General features: G+C 35.3%; 15 protein-coding genes and 1 riboswitch. Of the genes, 4 read left to right on the top strand and 11 right to left on the bottom strand.

The features are described from left to right. Positions 1-41: 41 nt before the first annotated feature. The 5 genes from ptsP to BT1A1_RS02940 all read right to left on the bottom strand — a co-directional run bounded on the left by ptsP (position 42) and on the right by BT1A1_RS02940 (position 6,998). Positions 42-1,757: a phosphoenolpyruvate--protein phosphotransferase gene (gene ptsP / locus BT1A1_RS02960; RefSeq protein ID WP_034767944.1), complete on the bottom strand. Its 1,716-nt coding sequence runs from the start codon at positions 1,755-1,757 to the stop codon at positions 42-44. Continuing rightward, positions 1,757-2,023, bottom strand: a complete 267-nt coding sequence (locus BT1A1_RS02955) for a phosphocarrier protein HPr (RefSeq protein WP_034767942.1) — start codon at positions 2,021-2,023, stop codon at positions 1,757-1,759. Before BT1A1_RS02955 ends, ptsP begins: the two co-directional genes overlap by 1 nt. A 269-nt stretch (positions 2,024-2,292) precedes the next feature. Further along, positions 2,293-4,356 carry a glucose-specific PTS transporter subunit IIBC gene (gene ptsG / locus BT1A1_RS02950; RefSeq protein WP_034767940.1) on the bottom strand — a complete coding sequence of 688 codons (2,064 nt, stop codon included), beginning with the start codon at positions 4,354-4,356 and terminating at the stop codon, positions 2,293-2,295. A 304-nt stretch (positions 4,357-4,660) separates the two neighbouring features. Next, positions 4,661-5,509 (bottom strand): glucose PTS transporter transcription antiterminator GlcT, encoded by an 849-nt coding sequence (glcT, locus tag BT1A1_RS02945; protein WP_034767938.1) that lies wholly within the window; start codon positions 5,507-5,509, stop codon positions 4,661-4,663. A gap of 184 nt (positions 5,510-5,693) precedes the next feature. Further along, positions 5,694-6,998 (bottom strand): NCS2 family permease, encoded by a 1,305-nt coding sequence (locus tag BT1A1_RS02940; protein WP_034767937.1) that lies wholly within the window; start codon positions 6,996-6,998, stop codon positions 5,694-5,696. Between the two features lie 292 nt (positions 6,999-7,290). Beyond that, a riboswitch (purine riboswitch) is annotated at positions 7,291-7,392 on the bottom strand. Positions 7,393-7,582: 190 nt separating this feature from the next. Between BT1A1_RS02940 and BT1A1_RS17710 the strand changes: the two genes are divergently transcribed. The 3 genes from BT1A1_RS17710 (at position 7,583) to BT1A1_RS19010 (ending at position 8,907) form a co-directional block, all read left to right on the top strand. Further along, the gene (locus tag BT1A1_RS17710) at positions 7,583-7,738 is read left to right on the top strand and encodes a hypothetical protein (RefSeq protein ID WP_231553275.1); all 156 of its coding nucleotides are present in this window, start codon (positions 7,583-7,585) and stop codon (positions 7,736-7,738) included. Positions 7,739-7,994: 256 nt separating this feature from the next. Continuing rightward, positions 7,995-8,201, top strand: coding sequence for a hypothetical protein (locus BT1A1_RS19210; protein ID WP_231553274.1), 207 nt, complete (start codon positions 7,995-7,997; stop codon positions 8,199-8,201). 457 nt (positions 8,202-8,658) lie between these two features. Next, complete coding sequence (locus tag BT1A1_RS19010) at positions 8,659-8,907, top strand: RDD family protein (protein ID WP_197057065.1); 249 nt, start codon at positions 8,659-8,661, stop codon at positions 8,905-8,907. 987 nt (positions 8,908-9,894) lie between these two features. Here BT1A1_RS19010 and BT1A1_RS02920 read toward each other — a convergent pair. Both BT1A1_RS02920 and BT1A1_RS02915 read right to left on the bottom strand, forming a co-directional pair. Beyond that, positions 9,895-10,098, bottom strand: a complete 204-nt coding sequence (locus BT1A1_RS02920) for a helix-turn-helix transcriptional regulator (protein WP_034767935.1) — start codon at positions 10,096-10,098, stop codon at positions 9,895-9,897. 310 nt (positions 10,099-10,408) lie between these two features. Further along, a complete protein-coding gene (locus BT1A1_RS02915) occupies positions 10,409-10,957 on the bottom strand; it encodes a TetR/AcrR family transcriptional regulator (RefSeq protein ID WP_034767934.1) in 549 nt (182 codons plus the stop codon). A 130-nt stretch (positions 10,958-11,087) separates the two neighbouring features. Between BT1A1_RS02915 and BT1A1_RS02910 the strand changes: the two genes are divergently transcribed. Continuing rightward, positions 11,088-12,200: an alpha/beta fold hydrolase gene (locus tag BT1A1_RS02910; RefSeq protein ID WP_034767933.1), complete on the top strand. Its 1,113-nt coding sequence runs from the start codon at positions 11,088-11,090 to the stop codon at positions 12,198-12,200. A 1,053-nt stretch (positions 12,201-13,253) separates the two neighbouring features. Here the strand turns inward: BT1A1_RS02910 and BT1A1_RS02905 are convergent. The 4 genes from BT1A1_RS02905 to guaA form a co-directional block, all read right to left on the bottom strand. Continuing rightward, positions 13,254-13,613 carry a VOC family protein gene (locus tag BT1A1_RS02905; RefSeq protein WP_034767932.1) on the bottom strand — a complete coding sequence of 120 codons (360 nt, stop codon included), beginning with the start codon at positions 13,611-13,613 and terminating at the stop codon, positions 13,254-13,256. Between the two features lie 185 nt (positions 13,614-13,798). Further along, the gene (locus BT1A1_RS02900; protein WP_034767931.1) at positions 13,799-14,257 is read right to left on the bottom strand and encodes an AraC family transcriptional regulator; all 459 of its coding nucleotides are present in this window, start codon (positions 14,255-14,257) and stop codon (positions 13,799-13,801) included. A 720-nt stretch (positions 14,258-14,977) separates the two neighbouring features. Continuing rightward, positions 14,978-15,169, bottom strand: coding sequence for a hypothetical protein (locus BT1A1_RS02895; RefSeq protein WP_034767930.1), 192 nt, complete (start codon positions 15,167-15,169; stop codon positions 14,978-14,980). Positions 15,170-15,448: 279 nt separating this feature from the next. After that, positions 15,449-16,969: a glutamine-hydrolyzing GMP synthase gene (guaA, locus tag BT1A1_RS02890; RefSeq protein WP_034768072.1), complete on the bottom strand. Its 1,521-nt coding sequence runs from the start codon at positions 16,967-16,969 to the stop codon at positions 15,449-15,451. Positions 16,970-17,449 lie beyond the last annotated feature (480 nt).

The following is a 17,449-nucleotide window of genomic DNA, read 5'->3' as shown; positions in this document are numbered from 1 at the left end:
CCCCACAGATACTAAATTCTGTGGGGTTAAGAAAAACTATTTTATTTTACAGCATTTTTTACAAGTTCGATTACTTCTTCAACTGTGCTCTTTTGGAGTGCCTCTTGTGCCAATTTTTCCATTTCCGCTTTCGATAATTTGCGGATTAAGGAACGAGCTTTCAAGATAGAGGTCGCACTCATTGAGAATTCATCAAGGCCAAGACCTAATAATAACGGAACAGCTGTTTCATCACCGGCCATCTCACCGCACATGCCTGTCCATTTTCCTTCTTTATGAGATGCATCAATTACCATTTTAACTAAACGTAAAATTGATGGATTGTACGGTTGATACAGATAGGAAACTTGTTCATTCATCCGGTCTGCAGCCATTGTATATTGAATCAAGTCATTTGTCCCAATACTGAAAAAGTCTACTTCTTTGGCAAACTGATCAGCTAACACAGCGGTCGAAGGAATTTCAACCATAATTCCGAGTTCGATATGATCGGCAGTTGGGATGCCTTCCTTTGCTAAATTATCTTTTTCTTCCAGGAATAACTTTTTCGCTTCCCGGAATTCATTTAATGTGGCAATCATTGGGAACATTACTTTTAATTTCCCATAGACACTTGCGCGAAGGAGAGCACGTAATTGGGTCCGGAAAATATCTGTCCGATCCAAGCAAAGCCGAATTGCACGGTGTCCCAGAAATGGATTCATTTCTTCCGGCAGCGGTAAGTAGGATAACTTTTTATCGCCGCCGATATCCAATGTCCGAACCACGACCGGTCTGCCTTCCATGCCTTCTAAAACGGCCTTATAAGCTGCAAATTGATCTTCTTCACTTGGCAACTCATCACGGCCCATATATAAAAATTCTGTCCGGAATAAGCCGACACCTTCTGCACCGTTGTGAAGCGCACCTTCTACATCTTTTGGCGTACCGATATTAGCAACTAATTCTACTTGGACACCATCTTTAGAGATAGAAGGCTCATTAACCAATTTTGCCCACTCCGCCAATTGTGCTTCATAATCTGCTTGTTTTTTCTTATATTCCTCAATTAATTCTTCTGTCGGGTTAATATGTACTTCACCGGACAATCCGTCCAAAATCAAGAAATCGCCATTTTGGATATCTTTTGTTGCTGTTTTTGTTCCTACAACTGCAGGAATTTCTAAGGATCTGGCCATGATTGCTGAATGGGAAGTCCGCCCTCCAATATCAGTGGTAAACCCTTTAACAAACTTCCGATTTAACTGTGCGGTATCAGATGGAGTTAAATCTTCGGCTACGATAATCACTTCTTCTGAAATCATACTTGGATTAGGAATAGTTACATTCAATAAACCGGCTAAAACTCTTTTACGGACATCACGGATATCTGCCGCCCGTTCCCGCATATATTCATTATCCATTTGTTCAAAAATGCCAATAAACATATCGGTCGTTTCCTGTAAAGCAGCTTCGGCATTCATCTTTTCATTTTTTATTTTATCCTCAATAGGTGCAACAATTTCCGGGTCATTCAAAATTAACAAATGAGCTTCAAAAATCTCTGCCTTGTCCGGACCTAAAGCTTCCCGAGCATGATCACGAATTGCTTCAAGTTGGGATTTAGCTATTCTTAAGCTGTCACGAAATCTGGAAATTTCTTTTTCACTGTCTTCAACGGTCGTTTTTTGAAAGGATAAATCCGGTTCTACAAGACGATATGCCTTACCGATGGCAATACCACTTGAGGCGGCAATTCCTGTAATCCATGTACTCATTACTCAGCCAACCCTTCTTTTTTCATTAATTCATCGATTGCGTTCATCGCTTCATTTTCATCGGTACCGTTAGCTTTAATTTTTATTACAGCATTTTTTCCAATACCAAGGGACATGATTCCCATAATTGATTTTAAGTTTACTGTTTTTCCGTTATATTCGAGTTCTATATTGGAATTAAATTTCCCTGCTTCACGGACGATTAATGTAGCCGGTCTTGCATGAATACCAGTTTCCTCAATAATTTTATAAGTTTTTTCTGCCATTGTAAACACTCCTCAATTTAATTAGATTTTCCATGATAAAAAAGGTATTAACGGTAATATAGTTCAGATTATTCAATATGTTGAACACCTGAAAAGTTCATTTTCTAAAACTTGCACGCCCAATATAAAACTTGTCCTGTCCTAACTATTGTTCATGCAAATCTCGCGTAAAATTGGATACTACTTATTATTTTACTCTTTATCTTTTTCTATGTTAACAAATTAACAAGTTTATTTTCAACATCATTTTTCCCTTGGATGCCGTTTGTTTACCTAATTGATATAATTCCTTTTTCTTCTAATTGGACAGAACCCATTTTTTCTATGACAACTTTTTCATCAACATCTAAATTCGTGAAAACAATTGGTGTGATAATAGAAGGAACTCGTTCTTTAATGAAATCTAAATCCGCACGTAATAATGGTTGTCCGGCTTTCACTTGTTCACCGTCATTTACCAATACCTCAAAACCTTCACCCTTTAGGTTGAATGTATCTATACCAAAGTGAATGAACATTTCACGTCCGCTTATTGTTTGGAAGGAAAGGGCATGTTTTGTCGGTAATACATTTATAACTGTACCGTCTGCCGGAGCAACAACAAGTCCTTCTTCCGGTTCGATGGCAAAACCATCCCCCATCAATTTAGCGGAGAATACATAATCCGGTACTTCTGTGATTGGTTTTAAAGTACCTTTTATTGGTGCAATAAATGTGTCATTTGTATCCATATCATTTTCTTGTACTTCCGGGTGTATTTCCTCCATTTGTTGTATATACCCCTGTTGCTTAACCGTTTTTACAGCATGAGGTTTTTTCCCGTTCAAGATATTCTGCATTTGACTCTTTAAGGTGTCTGATTTAGGGCCAAAAATTGCTTGAATATTATTTCCTACCTCGAGGAAACCGGACGCACCTAATTTTTTCAACTTTTCTTTATCAACATTTTTCATATCCTTTACTTGAAAACGCAAGCGAGTAATACACGCATCCAAGTGAATGATATTTTCCTGTCCACCCATTGCCTCAATAACTTGAAATGGAAGTTCTCCTTTGTTTGTTTCCTCTGTACGATCTTCTTCCTCGACAGTTTCAATCTCTTCACGACCCGGTGTTTTTAAATCCCATTTCAAGATAAAAAAGCGGAAAATAAAGTAGTAAAGAACTGCAAATACGAAGCCGACGATAATCGTGAGCCACCACGGTTCTCTTCCAGGTAATATACCGAATAAGAAAAAGTCAATGGCACCACCTGAGAATGTATAACCGATATTTACATCCAACCATGTCATGATAACGAAGGAGAAACCATCTAACAATGCGTGGATAAGAAATAATACCGGTGATAGAAACAAGAATGTGAATTCAATGGGTTCTGTAATCCCAGTTAAAAATGAAGTTAGTGCAGCACTAACAAGCAAACCTGCCACCATTTTTTTCTTTTCCGGTTTTGCCGTATGGTACATGGCAAGTGCTGCAGCCGGTAAGCCAAACATCATAATCGGGAACTCCCCTGCCATGAAGTGACCGGCTGTTAGTTCAACTCCATCACGCAACTGAGCAAAGAAGATAGTCATATCTCCACGAACAACATCACCGGCAGCCGTCGTATAAGAGCCAAATTCATACCAGAATGGCGCGTGATAGATATGATGTAATCCAAATGGTATAAGTAATCTCTTAATAAAACCAAACATAAATACTGCAATATAAGGACCTTCATCAATTAACCATATGGAAGCGGAATTCAGGCCGCTTTGAATCGGCGGCCATACAACCAATAGAATTAATCCGGCAATCAATGAAAACGCCGCTGTTACAATTGGTACAAAACGTTTTCCGGCAAAGAAACCGAGGAATGTTGGCATGTTGATATCATGGTACTTATTGTAACAATAGGCCGCAACGAGACCAACAATAATACCACCAAATACACCGGTTTGTAAGGTAGGAATCCCTAATACAGATGCAGTGCCTGGATTCGTTCCGATATTCTCAGCTGTTAAACCGATCCAAGAACCCATTACCTGGTTCATAACCAGATAACCAACTATCGCTGCCAGTGCCGCTACACCGTCTCCTGCCAAACCAATGGCAACCCCTGCAGCAAATAATAAGGCAAGGTTGGAGAAAATAATATTTCCTGCATCTTCTATTACATTACCGATAAGCTGAATCCAATCAGCCTGTAAAAACGGGAGAACGTCAATCATATTCTCTTGACCAATTGCATTACCGATACCCAGAAGTAACCCGGCAGCCGGCAATAGTGCAACAGGAAGCATAAGTGCTTTACCGGCTTTCTGTAAAACACCAAAAAGTTTTTTCAACACAGGTGCGTTCACTTCCTATAAAAAATGTAAAAGAGGATGGTGAAAAAGTCCGGGAACAGTTTTTTCGAATTTATCGATCAACTTGCTGCTCACTTTTTATGTACTTGAAGCAAACGCTCTGAATTTTAGAGAATACGTTTCCGCAAACTTTTTGTTCTCCTCTTAGAACACACACGAAAATTTAAAGGCATGGGAAAAAGGATAAGTTACACAAAGCACCATTATTTACGTATTTTGTGTATCTCATCTTCTTTTTACTCATGCCTGATCGAATCAGTAACACGTAAAATATGGACTCTTCTTTTTAGTTAGTCAAAATTTTACTATAAATTCTTTGCAAATGCATGGTTAGATAGACAGCCTCTGCATTTCCAACCGGTTTCTTTAAAGCATTTTGCATAATTTTAATCAGCTTCCATGAGAGATTATAACAAAAAGGATATTCATGTTGCAATGTGTAGGTTAATTTTGATATTTCCCCTAATTCATCTCCTACATGTACCCTGTCAATGGCAAAGCGCAAATGTCTAATAAGACGGATATAATCGATTGAATGTTTATCAATTTTTGCCTGGAAAGCTTCTTCAATCACATTGACCAATTGGCTAATCAGTTGGGAATCTTTATTGATTTCCAGTACATTTTTATGCATGATGGCGCTGTGAATATGAAGAGCGATAAAACCGATTTCGTCCACGGGCAATTGAATTTTCACCGCTTCATTGACAATTTTTACAACTTCCGAAGCAATTTTAAACTCCATCGGATAAATGGATTTTGTTTCAAATAAAAACGGATTTTTGATTGAAATCCCTTTCATCGTCCGGTAAATAGAGAACATTAAATGGTCTGTTAAGGCAACTTGTGTGTGTTCATCCAAGCTGGTGTGGGTTTGGTTTTTTATATAGTTTAAGGCATCAATGATTGCATCGAACGTTTTTGCTTCCATTTGCGGTAATAAACTTTTATACTGCTCCTGTTTCTCTTTATCTTTTAAAACAAAGATTTTTTCAGCAAATTCTTCACTCAGTTGATCCCCTCGTTTCTTATTAAAACCAATTCCTTTCCCGATTAGGACAACCTCTTTAAATTCCTCATTTTCCGCAATCAAAACATTATTGTTTAATATTTTTTTGACAATGAACAACGCCATAGCATTACTCCATTCTAAAAATGAATCTTATTTATTAATTATGACGTACCCTATAGACGATGGTCAACAATTTCATACAATGTACAAAAAATTATATATTGGAAATTATAATGTTCTACGCTCACACAATTATTGAATACTAAAAAGGCCCGGGCGAATATCCCGAGCCAATCTATCATTCTTTTCAACTCAAAAAAGTAAAATAAAGGATGAAAATAACCGCTAATATATACATAATCGGGTGAATTTCTTTGACCCGACCTTTAACAAGCATCGTTATCGGATAGAAAATAAACCCGACTGCAATTCCGGTTGCAATACTGTATGTTAATGGCATCATTAACACCGTAAAAAATGCAGGGATGGCAATTTCAATTTGATCCCATTCAACAAATTTTAAATTGGATGCCATTAATACCCCGACAATGATCAAAGCTGGTGCAGTCACTTGAGAAGTAACAATTTCCAATAATGGTGAAAATACTAATGCTAACAGGAAAAATACCGCAGTGACAACCGCTGTTAATCCGGATTTTCCTCCTACAGCCACACCTGCTGTCGATTCAACATAAGAGGTCGTACTTGATGTACCTAAAATTGCCCCAAAAACAGTCCCGGATGAGTCAGCAGTCAATGCACGTCCTGCCCGGGGTAATTTCCCGTTTTCCATGATTCCTGCCTGTGTTGCAACAGCCATTAATGTACCTGCAGTATCAAAGAAATCAACAAACATGAAAGTTAAAATAACTACAAGCATTTGTATAGAAAAAATATCTTGCAAATGGAAAAGGGCTTGACCAAATGCCGGTTCTAAACTTGGCACCGGTCCGATTATATCATTAAGTCCTGTCGGGTGGGGAACAAGTCCGAAAATCATCCCGACAATAGAAGTAATAATCATTCCATAGAAAATACCTGCTTTAATACCTATTGTCAATAAAATAGAAGAAATAAGAAGTCCGAAAATAGCAAGCAATACAGTTGGAGATGTCAAATCGCCAATCCCAACCAATGTAGCATCATTATTAACAACAAATCCCGCATTAATCAATCCGACAAAAGCAATAAATAAACCAATCCCGGCGCTAACCGCATATTTTAAACTTTCAGGAATGGCATTGATAATCATTTCACGAATTCCGGTCATTGTTAATATAACAAGAACAACACCTGAAACAAGAACTCCCGACAACGCTGTTTCCCAAGGAATTCCATAGCCTAAAACAACCGTATAAGCAAAAAACGCATTCAACCCCATACCCGGAGCTAGTGCGACCGGATATTTTGCCACGATTCCCATAACGAAAGAACCGATTGCTGCAGCCAAAGCCGTTGCTGTAAAAAGGGCACCTTGGTCCATTCCCGTTGCCGACAGAGTATGCGGATTGACGAACAATATATAAGCCATCGCTAAAAAGGTAGTTAAGCCGGCAATAAACTCTGTCCTAAAATTTGTTCCCAATTTATCAAACTCAAAATAATTTTTCATACTCCCCTTACCTTTCTTTTGTTAGTTTTCTGATTATTCACACAAAAACTCAAATAAATAAAGCTCGCGAGCGATACTCGGAGCTTGACAAAAGGTAAGAAATCATCGTAATACGATAAATCCACACCGGTTCGTTTCATAAAAAATAGTTTCATAGCATGTTGAGACAAAAATACTATTAGAAGAATTTTTCGATACGGATGTGCGTGATTCAATCATGCTCACATGATGTGAATCTTTTCCATTCACAGTGATATGCTTTTAGAACATGAATGTTTTATTCGTATTCTCCAATCCATGATTCATACCTCGTAGTCAAGCTATTTGTGGTAGCTCGGTAGAAACTCTCGGGCCATATTCCCGAAATTATACGAGTATTTGTTATTAGTTTTTACAAATTTATATTATCAGTATTCAATGAAACTGTCAACGTAAAATACGAATATTTATTAATATAATTATATTTTTGTTCGTGTTATACTGGTTCCACCAAAATTCATGATAGGCCTGTGGTTCTCCCATTTAAATATGATAATATAATAAAAATGTTATGATTTTTTATAGAAGAAAGGTGGAGTGACAACATGTTTTCATTTATAGTCGTTGTGTTTCTTTTATTTTTAGTCCCGGGTCCTGCAGTGATTATTACAATTTCTCAAACGATTAAAAGTGGGAGAACAAACGGTATTATGACTGATTTTAGCCCTTCAAACTCAAGAATAGATGGCGATATGAATTAGACGTTTCACGAAACTTAACTTTATAAAAATATAGAATGAAAGAAGTCAAAGGAATCGCAAATATTAATTGTTAATAATTTTTGTATTTGAAATATATAATACGAGGAGTGTTGAAAATGATAAAACAGGAAGAACTGCTTGCCCGTCAACTGCAGCTACAAACTGAAGCAGATACAATTTTTGAAGAAATACACCTTAAGCAATGCTGACAAAAGCCGGTACACCTGTAAAAGTAGGGAGTGCGGCTCTAAATTTAATGGCTTGGAGAGACCTCGATATTACTGTTGTTTGTTCGAAGTTAAATATCGCTACAATTTCCGGAATAGCTTCACAATTGGTGTCCTGTCCTCAAGTCCGTGATTTGAATTTCATCAATGATACAGGCAATTGGAATACAGATCCAACCTATCCTGACGGTTATTTTCTAGGTATCACTCACGAATCCAACACCGGTAACAAATAGGAGCTGGATATTTGGTTTGTGGATGGGCCTGAAAAACAGACTGATTTGCGGCATATTCGCACGAAGCCTGATCAACTAACTCCAGCAGCGATTGTCTCCATTTTAAGCATTAAAACCGTTTGGTCCACACGACCCGAATATGGGAAGCAAGTAACAAGCTTATGTAAAACTGATATAATGGAACAAATCGAAATATTCAGAGGTGCTATATGAACAATATCCCGATTAAAAATAGATTAATAGAATTACTTATTGACTATTTAATAATCATTGTGTATTTGGTTCTGTTATTAATTGTCAACTTGGGAATCATCCTTTTTATTTTTAAGGGGATGCCAAAATATACTGAAATGCAAGCGCAACTAATCGCAACGTTTACATCTGTGATACCAATTATCCTGATATTTTCATACTTGGATTATTTTAAAAATGGGTCTATTGGGAAAAGGGTATCCGGATGAAATTGACTTACACAAACCAAAGTTTTAGCTCAAGTTTATTAAGAAATATAATAAAGTTTTTACCGTGGCAATTGGGACATGTGGGTGTTATCCATGGGATATATAGTGATTTTGATATGATAGCAATCATGATCGCTAGTAGCGGAACTTTCCTTGGGTTAGTATTATTGTTTATGGGATTGTTTAGAAAAGATAAACGACATCTAGGTGATTTAATAGCAGGTACAAAAATAGTATTACAATAACAAATTCTACTGGCTAATTAAATCTATTTAAAATAATTAAGAATTGACTAAAATTAATAATACAAGTAATGCTATAAAGCAAGCTGTACAAATTGAGGCTAAAACATTTAAGACTTTATTTATTTTGGTTTTAAATAATCTGCGGAGTACAAGGTAAATTGCAATTCCGATAATTCCGCCTAATGTATAAAAGGTGATTAAAATGTGTATGACTTATAAGGTAATCGATACAGTGGAACAATATGAAGAATTACTTGCGATTACGGATTTGGAAAAAAGTCTAAGGTATTACGCTGCGTTAGTGTCAAGTAAAATTAAAAGCATCGACTGTAACCACAAATAAAAACCGAGATCTATTAGATAATCAATAAATCTCGGTTTAAAAACTTCTGCTGAATTAATTTTAACTCCACATGATCTGGATACTAAAAATAGTTGTTGTTTCTTACCGTTATTTAAGTGTTAGCAACAGTACCACACTATGTACAATGTATAGAAGATTGTGCAGTAGACTCAACTAAGAATCTTTAATTATTTTTGCTTTCTTTCATATCCAGCATTTACATTCTCTTCAAAAATCGCCCAATTTTAAAATAAATTAATACTTATTGAAGGAATCGGTATACTTTAGTTTAGCGTACAGTTAGATAGGAGTTAGATGATATTATTACTATGCACTCATTTTTCTATTGTTTATTAGCAGAAAAATGAAGTAACTCACTACTAAAATAATTAAATAAAAAAGTTCTGGAAACACAAAGGATGAATCAGATATGCGTTCATCATACAAATTAAATAAATCATAAAAGAAATTTGTTAGTAAGAAGAGTAATATGGTCATCCAACTTTGAACAATAGATTTTTGCTTTATTAACTTTTTCCGTTCATCATCATTAGGTCCTATAATAAAATCTTTACTCCCTGTGGAATAGCTAACAATAACTATAAATACAAGAGGAACTATTATAAATGTTATAAAAAATTTCATTATTCATCTTTCCTTTCCCCTAAAAATAATTCATCAACTTTAGCGTCTAAAACCTTTGCTAAATCAAATGCTAATTGTAAACTTGGATCGTACTTATCATTCTCAATTGCATTAATTGTCTGTCTGCTAACATTGCATAATTCCGCCACCTTTCCTTGAGAAAGATTTTTTCTTTCTCGATACTCTTTGATTTTATTTTTCATACGTATACCACCTTCAAATCTAAAGAAGTGTAAAACATCTTTTACACATTTATAATAAAATAAGACAAAAAGGATGTCAAATGTTTTTTACACCTTTTTGCTTTAAAAATTTTATAAACGTAATTCAACACAATAATTCGACAGATGAACTTCAACCTGTCAATGTAGATACTTGTCCGTAAAGATTACCTGTATCGTCTTCATTAAGAGGGATTCAGATATGGGCGGTAGCACCTCCTTTGATTGATATGTCGGTCTTAACATGAGGTGCTGTAGTTTTGTTGTTTGAATGGGGGCTTTCTGTCTAAGATTAATATCCTTTAAAAATAGATGAATTAAACAATTTTTTTTGCATTTCATTAATTATCCTTAAATCGTTTTCTTCCAACCTCTCTTCAACGATAGCCTCCAATACTTTGACAACACATGCTGCATATAGTTCACTAATTAAATTTCTTGATGGTATATCTGAATAATGTGTTATGAATACTTCTTTGCAAAAATTTTCAAATCTGTTAGCTAACCCAAAACCGCCTAATTCTATCTGAAAGAGCTTTTGTATACGTTTCTTTTCAGGAATAATTAATTCGTTAATTAACCTTACTAACAAATTTTTGAAATCTGTATTTTCCTTAAAACGTTTCTTAGCATAAGCGTTAAATTGATTCATATACCCATCGATTATCTCTTTAAGGACATTTTCTTTACTATCATAATGTGAATAGAAAGTGGATCGACTACATCGGGCATATTGGCAGATTTGTTCCACTGTAATATTTTGATACCTTTCTATCTCTAAGAGTTCAAAAAAAGATTTCACAATATTTTCTTTGGTCTTTACAACACGTATATCAACCACAATACCACCAACTTTCTGTACATTTATGATAATTTTGTAGGTTTTCGAACATATTGTCAAATATACTCTTAACATTTTACAGCTATTAAGTATTATGAATACTGAGATAAGGATAAAGGATGTGTTCATAATGGCTATATTTACTGGTAACAAACAATTCGATTTTCAAATTGATCGTTTCACTTCTCCTTTTTTAGATAATCCATGTGTACGTCAAGACAGAAAAGAAATTGGTTCATTTATAAACGATTTTCATACTTGGTTTTATTGGTGGTCGAATAAGGCAAAAGAATATGAACAAAATAACGAATTTAAAATAGCTGCAAACTATTACAAAGCAGCGATGTTTTATTTGAAAAAGGATGATCCAGAAAAACAAATGCTGTATGACAGCTTTATTCGTAATTTTTATAAAAGTTATGATGATTTTGATTTTGAACGTAAAGAAGTACCATATGAAGGGTCGTATCTACCAACACTACTCTTGAAGAATCCCAATGCTCAAAGGACATTGTTGGTTCTAGGGGGCTTTGATGGATATTTGGAGGAGGTCGCTTCTTTCTTTAAATATATGAAAAATACGGACTACAACATTCTTTTATTTGATGGTCCTGGTCAAGGGAATACCTCATCACAAGGACTTGCATTTATTCCTAACTTCGAGAAACCTGTATCTAAAATATTGAATTATTTTTCTTTAAATGAAGTTGATGCGATTGGGCTTTCATGGGGAGGTTATCTAGTATTACGTGCAGCTGCATTTGAAAAAAGGATAAATAAAGTGATTACCATGGATATCTTTTATTCTCCAATGGATACGGTAAGAATGAATTTGGGCTTTTTGAAATTTACTTGCCTTTCTATTCTATTAAGAATGAAAGCTGAATCTTTGATTAATAAAGTAATTAACAAGATAGCAACAAAAGATATAGATATGATGTGGAAATTAAATAATGGGTATCAACTCACTGGAGAAAATAATCCATATGATTTGATAAACAATTTGAAGAGACACAATGCCAAATCAATTTTAAGACTAATCAATCAAGACTGTTTGCTTTTAGCTGGTAAAGAGGATCAATACGTACCATACAAGCGTTTATACACCATTCAAAAAGGTTTGACCAATTCTAAGAACATTCAAACGAAGCTATTTACAAAAGAAACAGGTGGAGAACAACATTGCCAAGTTGGAAGAATGGATTTAGCTTTCAATGAAATTATCAAATTTCTCAAAGCATGATGATTTCATTTTTACAAATTAGTTTATTAAGCACAGTATGGTACGAATATGTCATTGCTGTTTCCGTTCATACAAACAAGAAAGAAAATAAATTTATAGAGACAGAGAGAGAATTATACCTTCATCTCATTAGATTTCTTAATGCAACTTACCAAAGATTCTATTAATATTAGCTATTTTTCTGAAAAGTAATTCGTCTGTTTTCTATCCATCTACGTTTTGAACCCTTTTCATGCTAAAAGTTTACCTTAGTTTCCAAACGATGGTTTAAAACGCCGTCTCTATGTTTGTACAGAATTTATAGATAATGTACTAATCTTTATTTTTTAATGAGATGAAGGCTTCTAGGAGGTAATCGTCATGCAATATATTGTTAAGCAGCAATATTTGCTTTTTGAAGCTTTATCAAAAAAGATTATCCATTCACATTGGATAAGAATATCCATCAATGTGGTTTTTCAGAACATATAGAAAGAATTATGAAAACACATAAACAGATTGAGCCATCTGCCCATGTGTTTTTTTGTTTGCCGAAAATGTTATTCAAAAAACTTTTACTAAAAATGCAACAAACAGCACTTTCGTGTAGGGACTTAGTAAATATAAAGGTTTCCAGCTCTCCTATAATTTTTCCACTCCATCGTATTATTACTATTACTTTGCTCAAAATCCTGTTTTTAACTTAATATCAATTAATTTGAATATCTGTTATGTCATCATTCAACTAAATGCTCCGATAAATGAATCGTTATTCTGCTAAAGCGCTCTATTCTGGAATACTGAAGTTTACTCGTTAATTAGTATATGATTAATTCATTTTAGAAATCAGCTACAAATATAAAAATTACAACAACTTAATGCTTAATTCTATTTATAAATTAAAATCAATCAAGAGGATAGTAATGAGGACCAGTCTATTTAACATTTAATTCATGTATGTTTATCAAAAGACCTTAAAAATACACACCATGTATAAAATGGCGTATTTTTAAGGGTCTTTTGATTGTGGAACTTATTCAAGTAAAGCACCCGTTACTTGAAGTATCTTTCAATTTATTTACCTACTAAAACAAAAACATTTTCATCCGGGGCTTTCATTACCGCAACGTGTCCACCTAAAGAGTTAGCAAATGGAGTGCGAATCCACTGAACTTCAGAATTATTCTTTAATGTTTCATAAAATGCTATAACATCTTCAACAACAATCTCGGTTTCAGCAAAATTTAAATTAGGATTATTTTTTAATACTAACTCTGAATTACCATCAGGAAATCTCATTCCAACAAGAGTCCATTGTTTCTCTTCGTCTTGATAAGTTTCCCACGCCTTGGTTAGACCTAGCGATCGATAGAAATTCACTGACTTTTCAATGTCCTCCGTAAAAACTGCAAGACATTCTATTTTTTTCCACATAAAATATTACCCCATTTCAATTCATAAACTACACTTTTTAAAAAAACATCTTTATTCCCGTGCAACTAAAGCCTAAATTAAACAACAGAGATTCAAATTTCCATCTCATACTTGTTTGCCTCTTCTTTACCAAACATATCAGTTTTTACTATATTCTATTTCAAACAACTCCTTTTGCTATAAATTTATTTAATAGGAATTAAAAACTCACAGATTTTGTCTTCACCTTCCTCTTCTTTATATCGTTCTATTATCGGTTCTTCACAGATATTTAAATCATTTTCTCTTATATATTCGGGCAATTCCTTCCAAAACTGCTGAACTGCTTCTGTAGTATGTCTGACCGTAAAAACTGCATATTTTCCGCCCCTAAAATATCCAGTCTTAACCTTGTTGTCTTGGGAGAAATCTTCATCAGTAATTAAAACTAGATCATATCTGCACTTTTCAGGTGGTATTATTTCTGGATTATCTTGAGCAATACCATAAATCCCGTTTTCTAATAAAGTTTTTGTTAAATCATTTTGGGCAATCCAACTCTTAAAATCTTTCATCATATCAAAATTTTTACGGCTACCATACGCACCAGTGTTTCTCATATAAACCATTTTATTTTCATTTAAAATTTCAATCTTATAGTTCATTATTTCCTCCTAAAAGTATATTGGAGACTGGCCAGTAGCTCCTCACAAATAACGATAACATGCTTTAAAATGGAATTCATCAACATTTTTAAAAAAGTGAGCATAAACAAAGTATGTACGCTTTGTTTGTTGGCACATAAAATTGGCTTGTTAACCCCTACCGCACTACCGTTTGATAGCCATTGCTTTTTACAAATATTTTTCCTCTGCATAGATTACCGTTAGTCATCTGTCAGATCCTTATTCTTTTTGTAAGAACGCTTTAGTGAAATGTAGTCAAATAAAAAATCGTGAAAAGTATCGGCAATGCAATCAAGTCTAATCCCTCTTCCCAATTACTCGGAATTCCTTTAACGATTAGAAATATAATAAAAAGGTCACGCCTGCTAACAAAGAACGATTAACAACCATTCGTCTTCTTTTAATATAGTACTGCTTATCCGATACTTCCGTATGTTCTATTCCTGAGAAAATATAGCGGATATAAGAATATCCCATCATAAGGAATGGTCCTTTCAATAATATAAATTGAATATCTATATAATTTTATTACAATGTTTATTTTTCGCCTTAGAAAGCAACAAAGTTTACGAAAACAGCCTATTTTTAACATAAAAACGCCCTTTGGACAACGTATAATCCAGAGGGGTAAAATTTCCCATATTTTTTATAAACACCGCAACTTTTTTCAAACGTCTTAACTTTATTTCAAAGTCACAGTTATCCTACATTCTTTGGATTTTCCACGTAAAGAGCTATAATATATCCGCATTCATTGCAATACTCTGCTGAAATAGGTGAAGACTTTCCTCTTATATTTTCAGGAAACATCTGAACCTGTCCGAAAGAAGCGCCCATTACACCTTTTTTAATATCTTCGCTCTTACACTTTGGACAAATTGGTTTTGCCATTTGTACACCTTCCTTTTGAATGATTTTCTTCTACAAAACGACTCGATTGTTGGATTATCTTGCTCTCACTCATTAAATTAATTGTATCAAACTTTGTTCCAAATGATTAATCTTTATTATAAAATATAAAATTTATTTCAAAGCCACAATAAATGCTGAAAAATTCCCTGCCAAATTTTATTTTTGGCAGGGAACTATCTTTTTTAAATCATTTTATCCATATTAGATTAGGAAAAGCCATTATAAATAGGTGTTCCCTCTTCAAATCAAGTTAGCCTCTTATTCCCACTCAATCGTTGCCGGTGGTTTGCTTGTGATGTCATAGACAACCCGATTTACATGAGGAACTTCATTAACGATTCGCGTTGAAATTTTTCCCAGTACTTCCCACGGAATCCGCGCCCAATCTGAAGTCATACCGTCAATCGATGTGACTGCACGAATGCCAATCGTGTAATCATAGGTTCTAGCATCCCCCATGACACCGACACTGCGAATATTGGGTAGGACGGTAAAATATTGCCATATATCGCGATCCAAGCCAGCCTTCTTAATTTCATCCCGTAAAATCCAATCTGATTCCCGGACAATCTCCAATTTTTCTTCGGTTACTTCACCCAAGACCCGAATCCCCAGACCCGGACCCGGGAATGGTTGGCGCCATACAATTTCATCCGGAATTCCAAGAGCAGTTCCGAGGGCACGAACTTCATCTTTAAATAACGTGTTTAACGGTTCGATTAATTTAAAATTCATATCTTCCGGAAGACCGCCGACATTATGGTGGGATTTAATTGTTTGTGCAGTAGCCGTTCCGCTTTCAATAATATCCGTATACAATGTCCCTTGAGCTAAAAATTCAATACCTTGTAATTTATGAGCCTCGTCATCAAAAACATAAATAAATTCATTGCCGATAATTTTCCGCTTTTGTTCCGGATCACTGACACCTCTCAGTTTATCCAGGAAGCGTTTTTGGGCATCAACTTTGATTACATGCATATGGAATTTATCGCCGAATGTTTCCATAACACTTTCGGCTTCTCCTTTCCGAAGTAACCCATGATCAACAAAGATACATGTTAACTGGTCGCCGATTGCTTTATGGATTAAAACCGCAACAACGGAAGAGTCAACTCCGCCGCTTAATGCACAAAGAACTTTTTTATCGCCAACGGTTTCACGAATTTTTTCGATTTCCATTTCGATAAATTGATCCATCGACCAATTTGCTTCACTGCCACAAATACCGAATACAAAATTCTTTAGCAAATCATTACCGTAAACCGAATGGCGAACTTCAGGATGGAATTGAACGCCATAAAGTTTTTTTTCTTCATTACTCATCGCAGCAATTGGGCAGGATGAACTTTCTGCGTCAACAGTGAATCCACTTGGTACTTCTTTCACCAGATCACCATGACTCATCCACACAACTTGTTGTTCGGGCAAACTTTGAAACAAAACTTTATTCGTACTTACTTGAATTTCCGCTTTCCCGTATTCACGGGTTTCAGCCTTTTCCACTTTCCCGCCAAAATGTTTGGCCATTAACTGCATTCCGTAACAAATCCCTAAAACGGGGACTCCCAGCTCAAAAATCTTTTCATCACAAGTGAAAGCCGACTCATCATACACACTATTCGGACCACCGGAGAAAATGATGCCTTTTACATTCATCTTCTTTATTTCCTCAGCCGTTATTGTATGTGGATGCAGTTCACTATACACGCCAAATTCTCGGATTCTCCTTGTAATTAATTGATTATATTGACTGCCAAAATCCAAGACAATAATCATTTCCCGCTCTTTTGTTGTATTAACCAATCTGTCCACCTCTTCAATCTATTGTTTATATCAGTATACCCGTTCCAATGAATATATCCATCGTCACATCCAGCGTGAAATTGCACAAATCCTCTACGGCTTCAATATAAAAGGAAATAAACATATAAGAAAAGCGCAGAGCGCCCGCTTAGCGACGTACAAACTGGAGCGCCCCGCAATGAGAACAGATTTGCTTCCCCGAATAGGCATCGCACGAAGAAAATGCGAATGCATTTTCGAGGAAAAGGAAACACGGCGAGTGACGAGCCGATGTTGACTTATCGTAGTGAAGCTACTACTTGAGCGAACTTCATGAGTAATCTTCCATGAAATACTTCATGAAGCTTTGCGACGAGCTGAACATCCACTTCCTCGAATAGGCTATGGCGCAGGAGCACATTAAAGGGGAGCTAGTTTCTCAGTCGCTGGCGCTCGGAGCTAGACAATAAAACT

The sequence above is a fragment of the Caldibacillus thermoamylovorans genome (assembly GCF_000751775.1).
Taxonomy (GTDB): Bacteria; Bacillota; Bacilli; order Bacillales; family Caldibacillaceae; genus Caldifermentibacillus; species Caldifermentibacillus hisashii.
This window is presented reverse-complemented; position numbering and strand designations above follow the sequence as displayed.

Bases quoted from the DNA above. Each gene is read 5' to 3' on its own strand.
- ptsP (WP_034767944.1), bottom strand. From the start codon at position 1,757: ATGAGTACATGGATTACAGGAATTGCCGCCTCAAGTGGTATTGCCATC.
- BT1A1_RS02940 (WP_034767937.1), bottom strand. From the start codon at position 6,998: ATGAAAAATTATTTTGAGTTTGATAAATTGGGAACAAATTTTAGGACA.
- BT1A1_RS02900 (WP_034767931.1), bottom strand. From the start codon at position 14,257: ATGAACTATAAGATTGAAATTTTAAATGAAAATAAAATGGTTTATATG.
- BT1A1_RS17710 (WP_231553275.1), top strand. From the start codon at position 7,583: ATGTTTTCATTTATAGTCGTTGTGTTTCTTTTATTTTTAGTCCCGGGT.
- BT1A1_RS02955 (WP_034767942.1), bottom strand. From the start codon at position 2,023: ATGGCAGAAAAAACTTATAAAATTATTGAGGAAACTGGTATTCATGCA.
- BT1A1_RS02895 (WP_034767930.1), bottom strand. From the start codon at position 15,169: ATGGCAAAACCAATTTGTCCAAAGTGTAAGAGCGAAGATATTAAAAAA.
- BT1A1_RS02920 (WP_034767935.1), bottom strand. From the start codon at position 10,098: ATGAAAAATAAAATCAAAGAGTATCGAGAAAGAAAAAATCTTTCTCAA.
- BT1A1_RS02905 (WP_034767932.1), bottom strand. From the start codon at position 13,613: ATGTGGAAAAAAATAGAATGTCTTGCAGTTTTTACGGAGGACATTGAA.
- BT1A1_RS02910 (WP_034767933.1), top strand. From the start codon at position 11,088: ATGGCTATATTTACTGGTAACAAACAATTCGATTTTCAAATTGATCGT.
- BT1A1_RS19010 (WP_197057065.1), top strand. From the start codon at position 8,659: ATGAAATTGACTTACACAAACCAAAGTTTTAGCTCAAGTTTATTAAGA.
- glcT (WP_034767938.1), bottom strand. From the start codon at position 5,509: ATGGCGTTGTTCATTGTCAAAAAAATATTAAACAATAATGTTTTGATT.
- BT1A1_RS19210 (WP_231553274.1), top strand. From the start codon at position 7,995: ATGGCTTGGAGAGACCTCGATATTACTGTTGTTTGTTCGAAGTTAAAT.
- guaA (WP_034768072.1), bottom strand. From the start codon at position 16,969: ATGATTATTGTCTTGGATTTTGGCAGTCAATATAATCAATTAATTACA.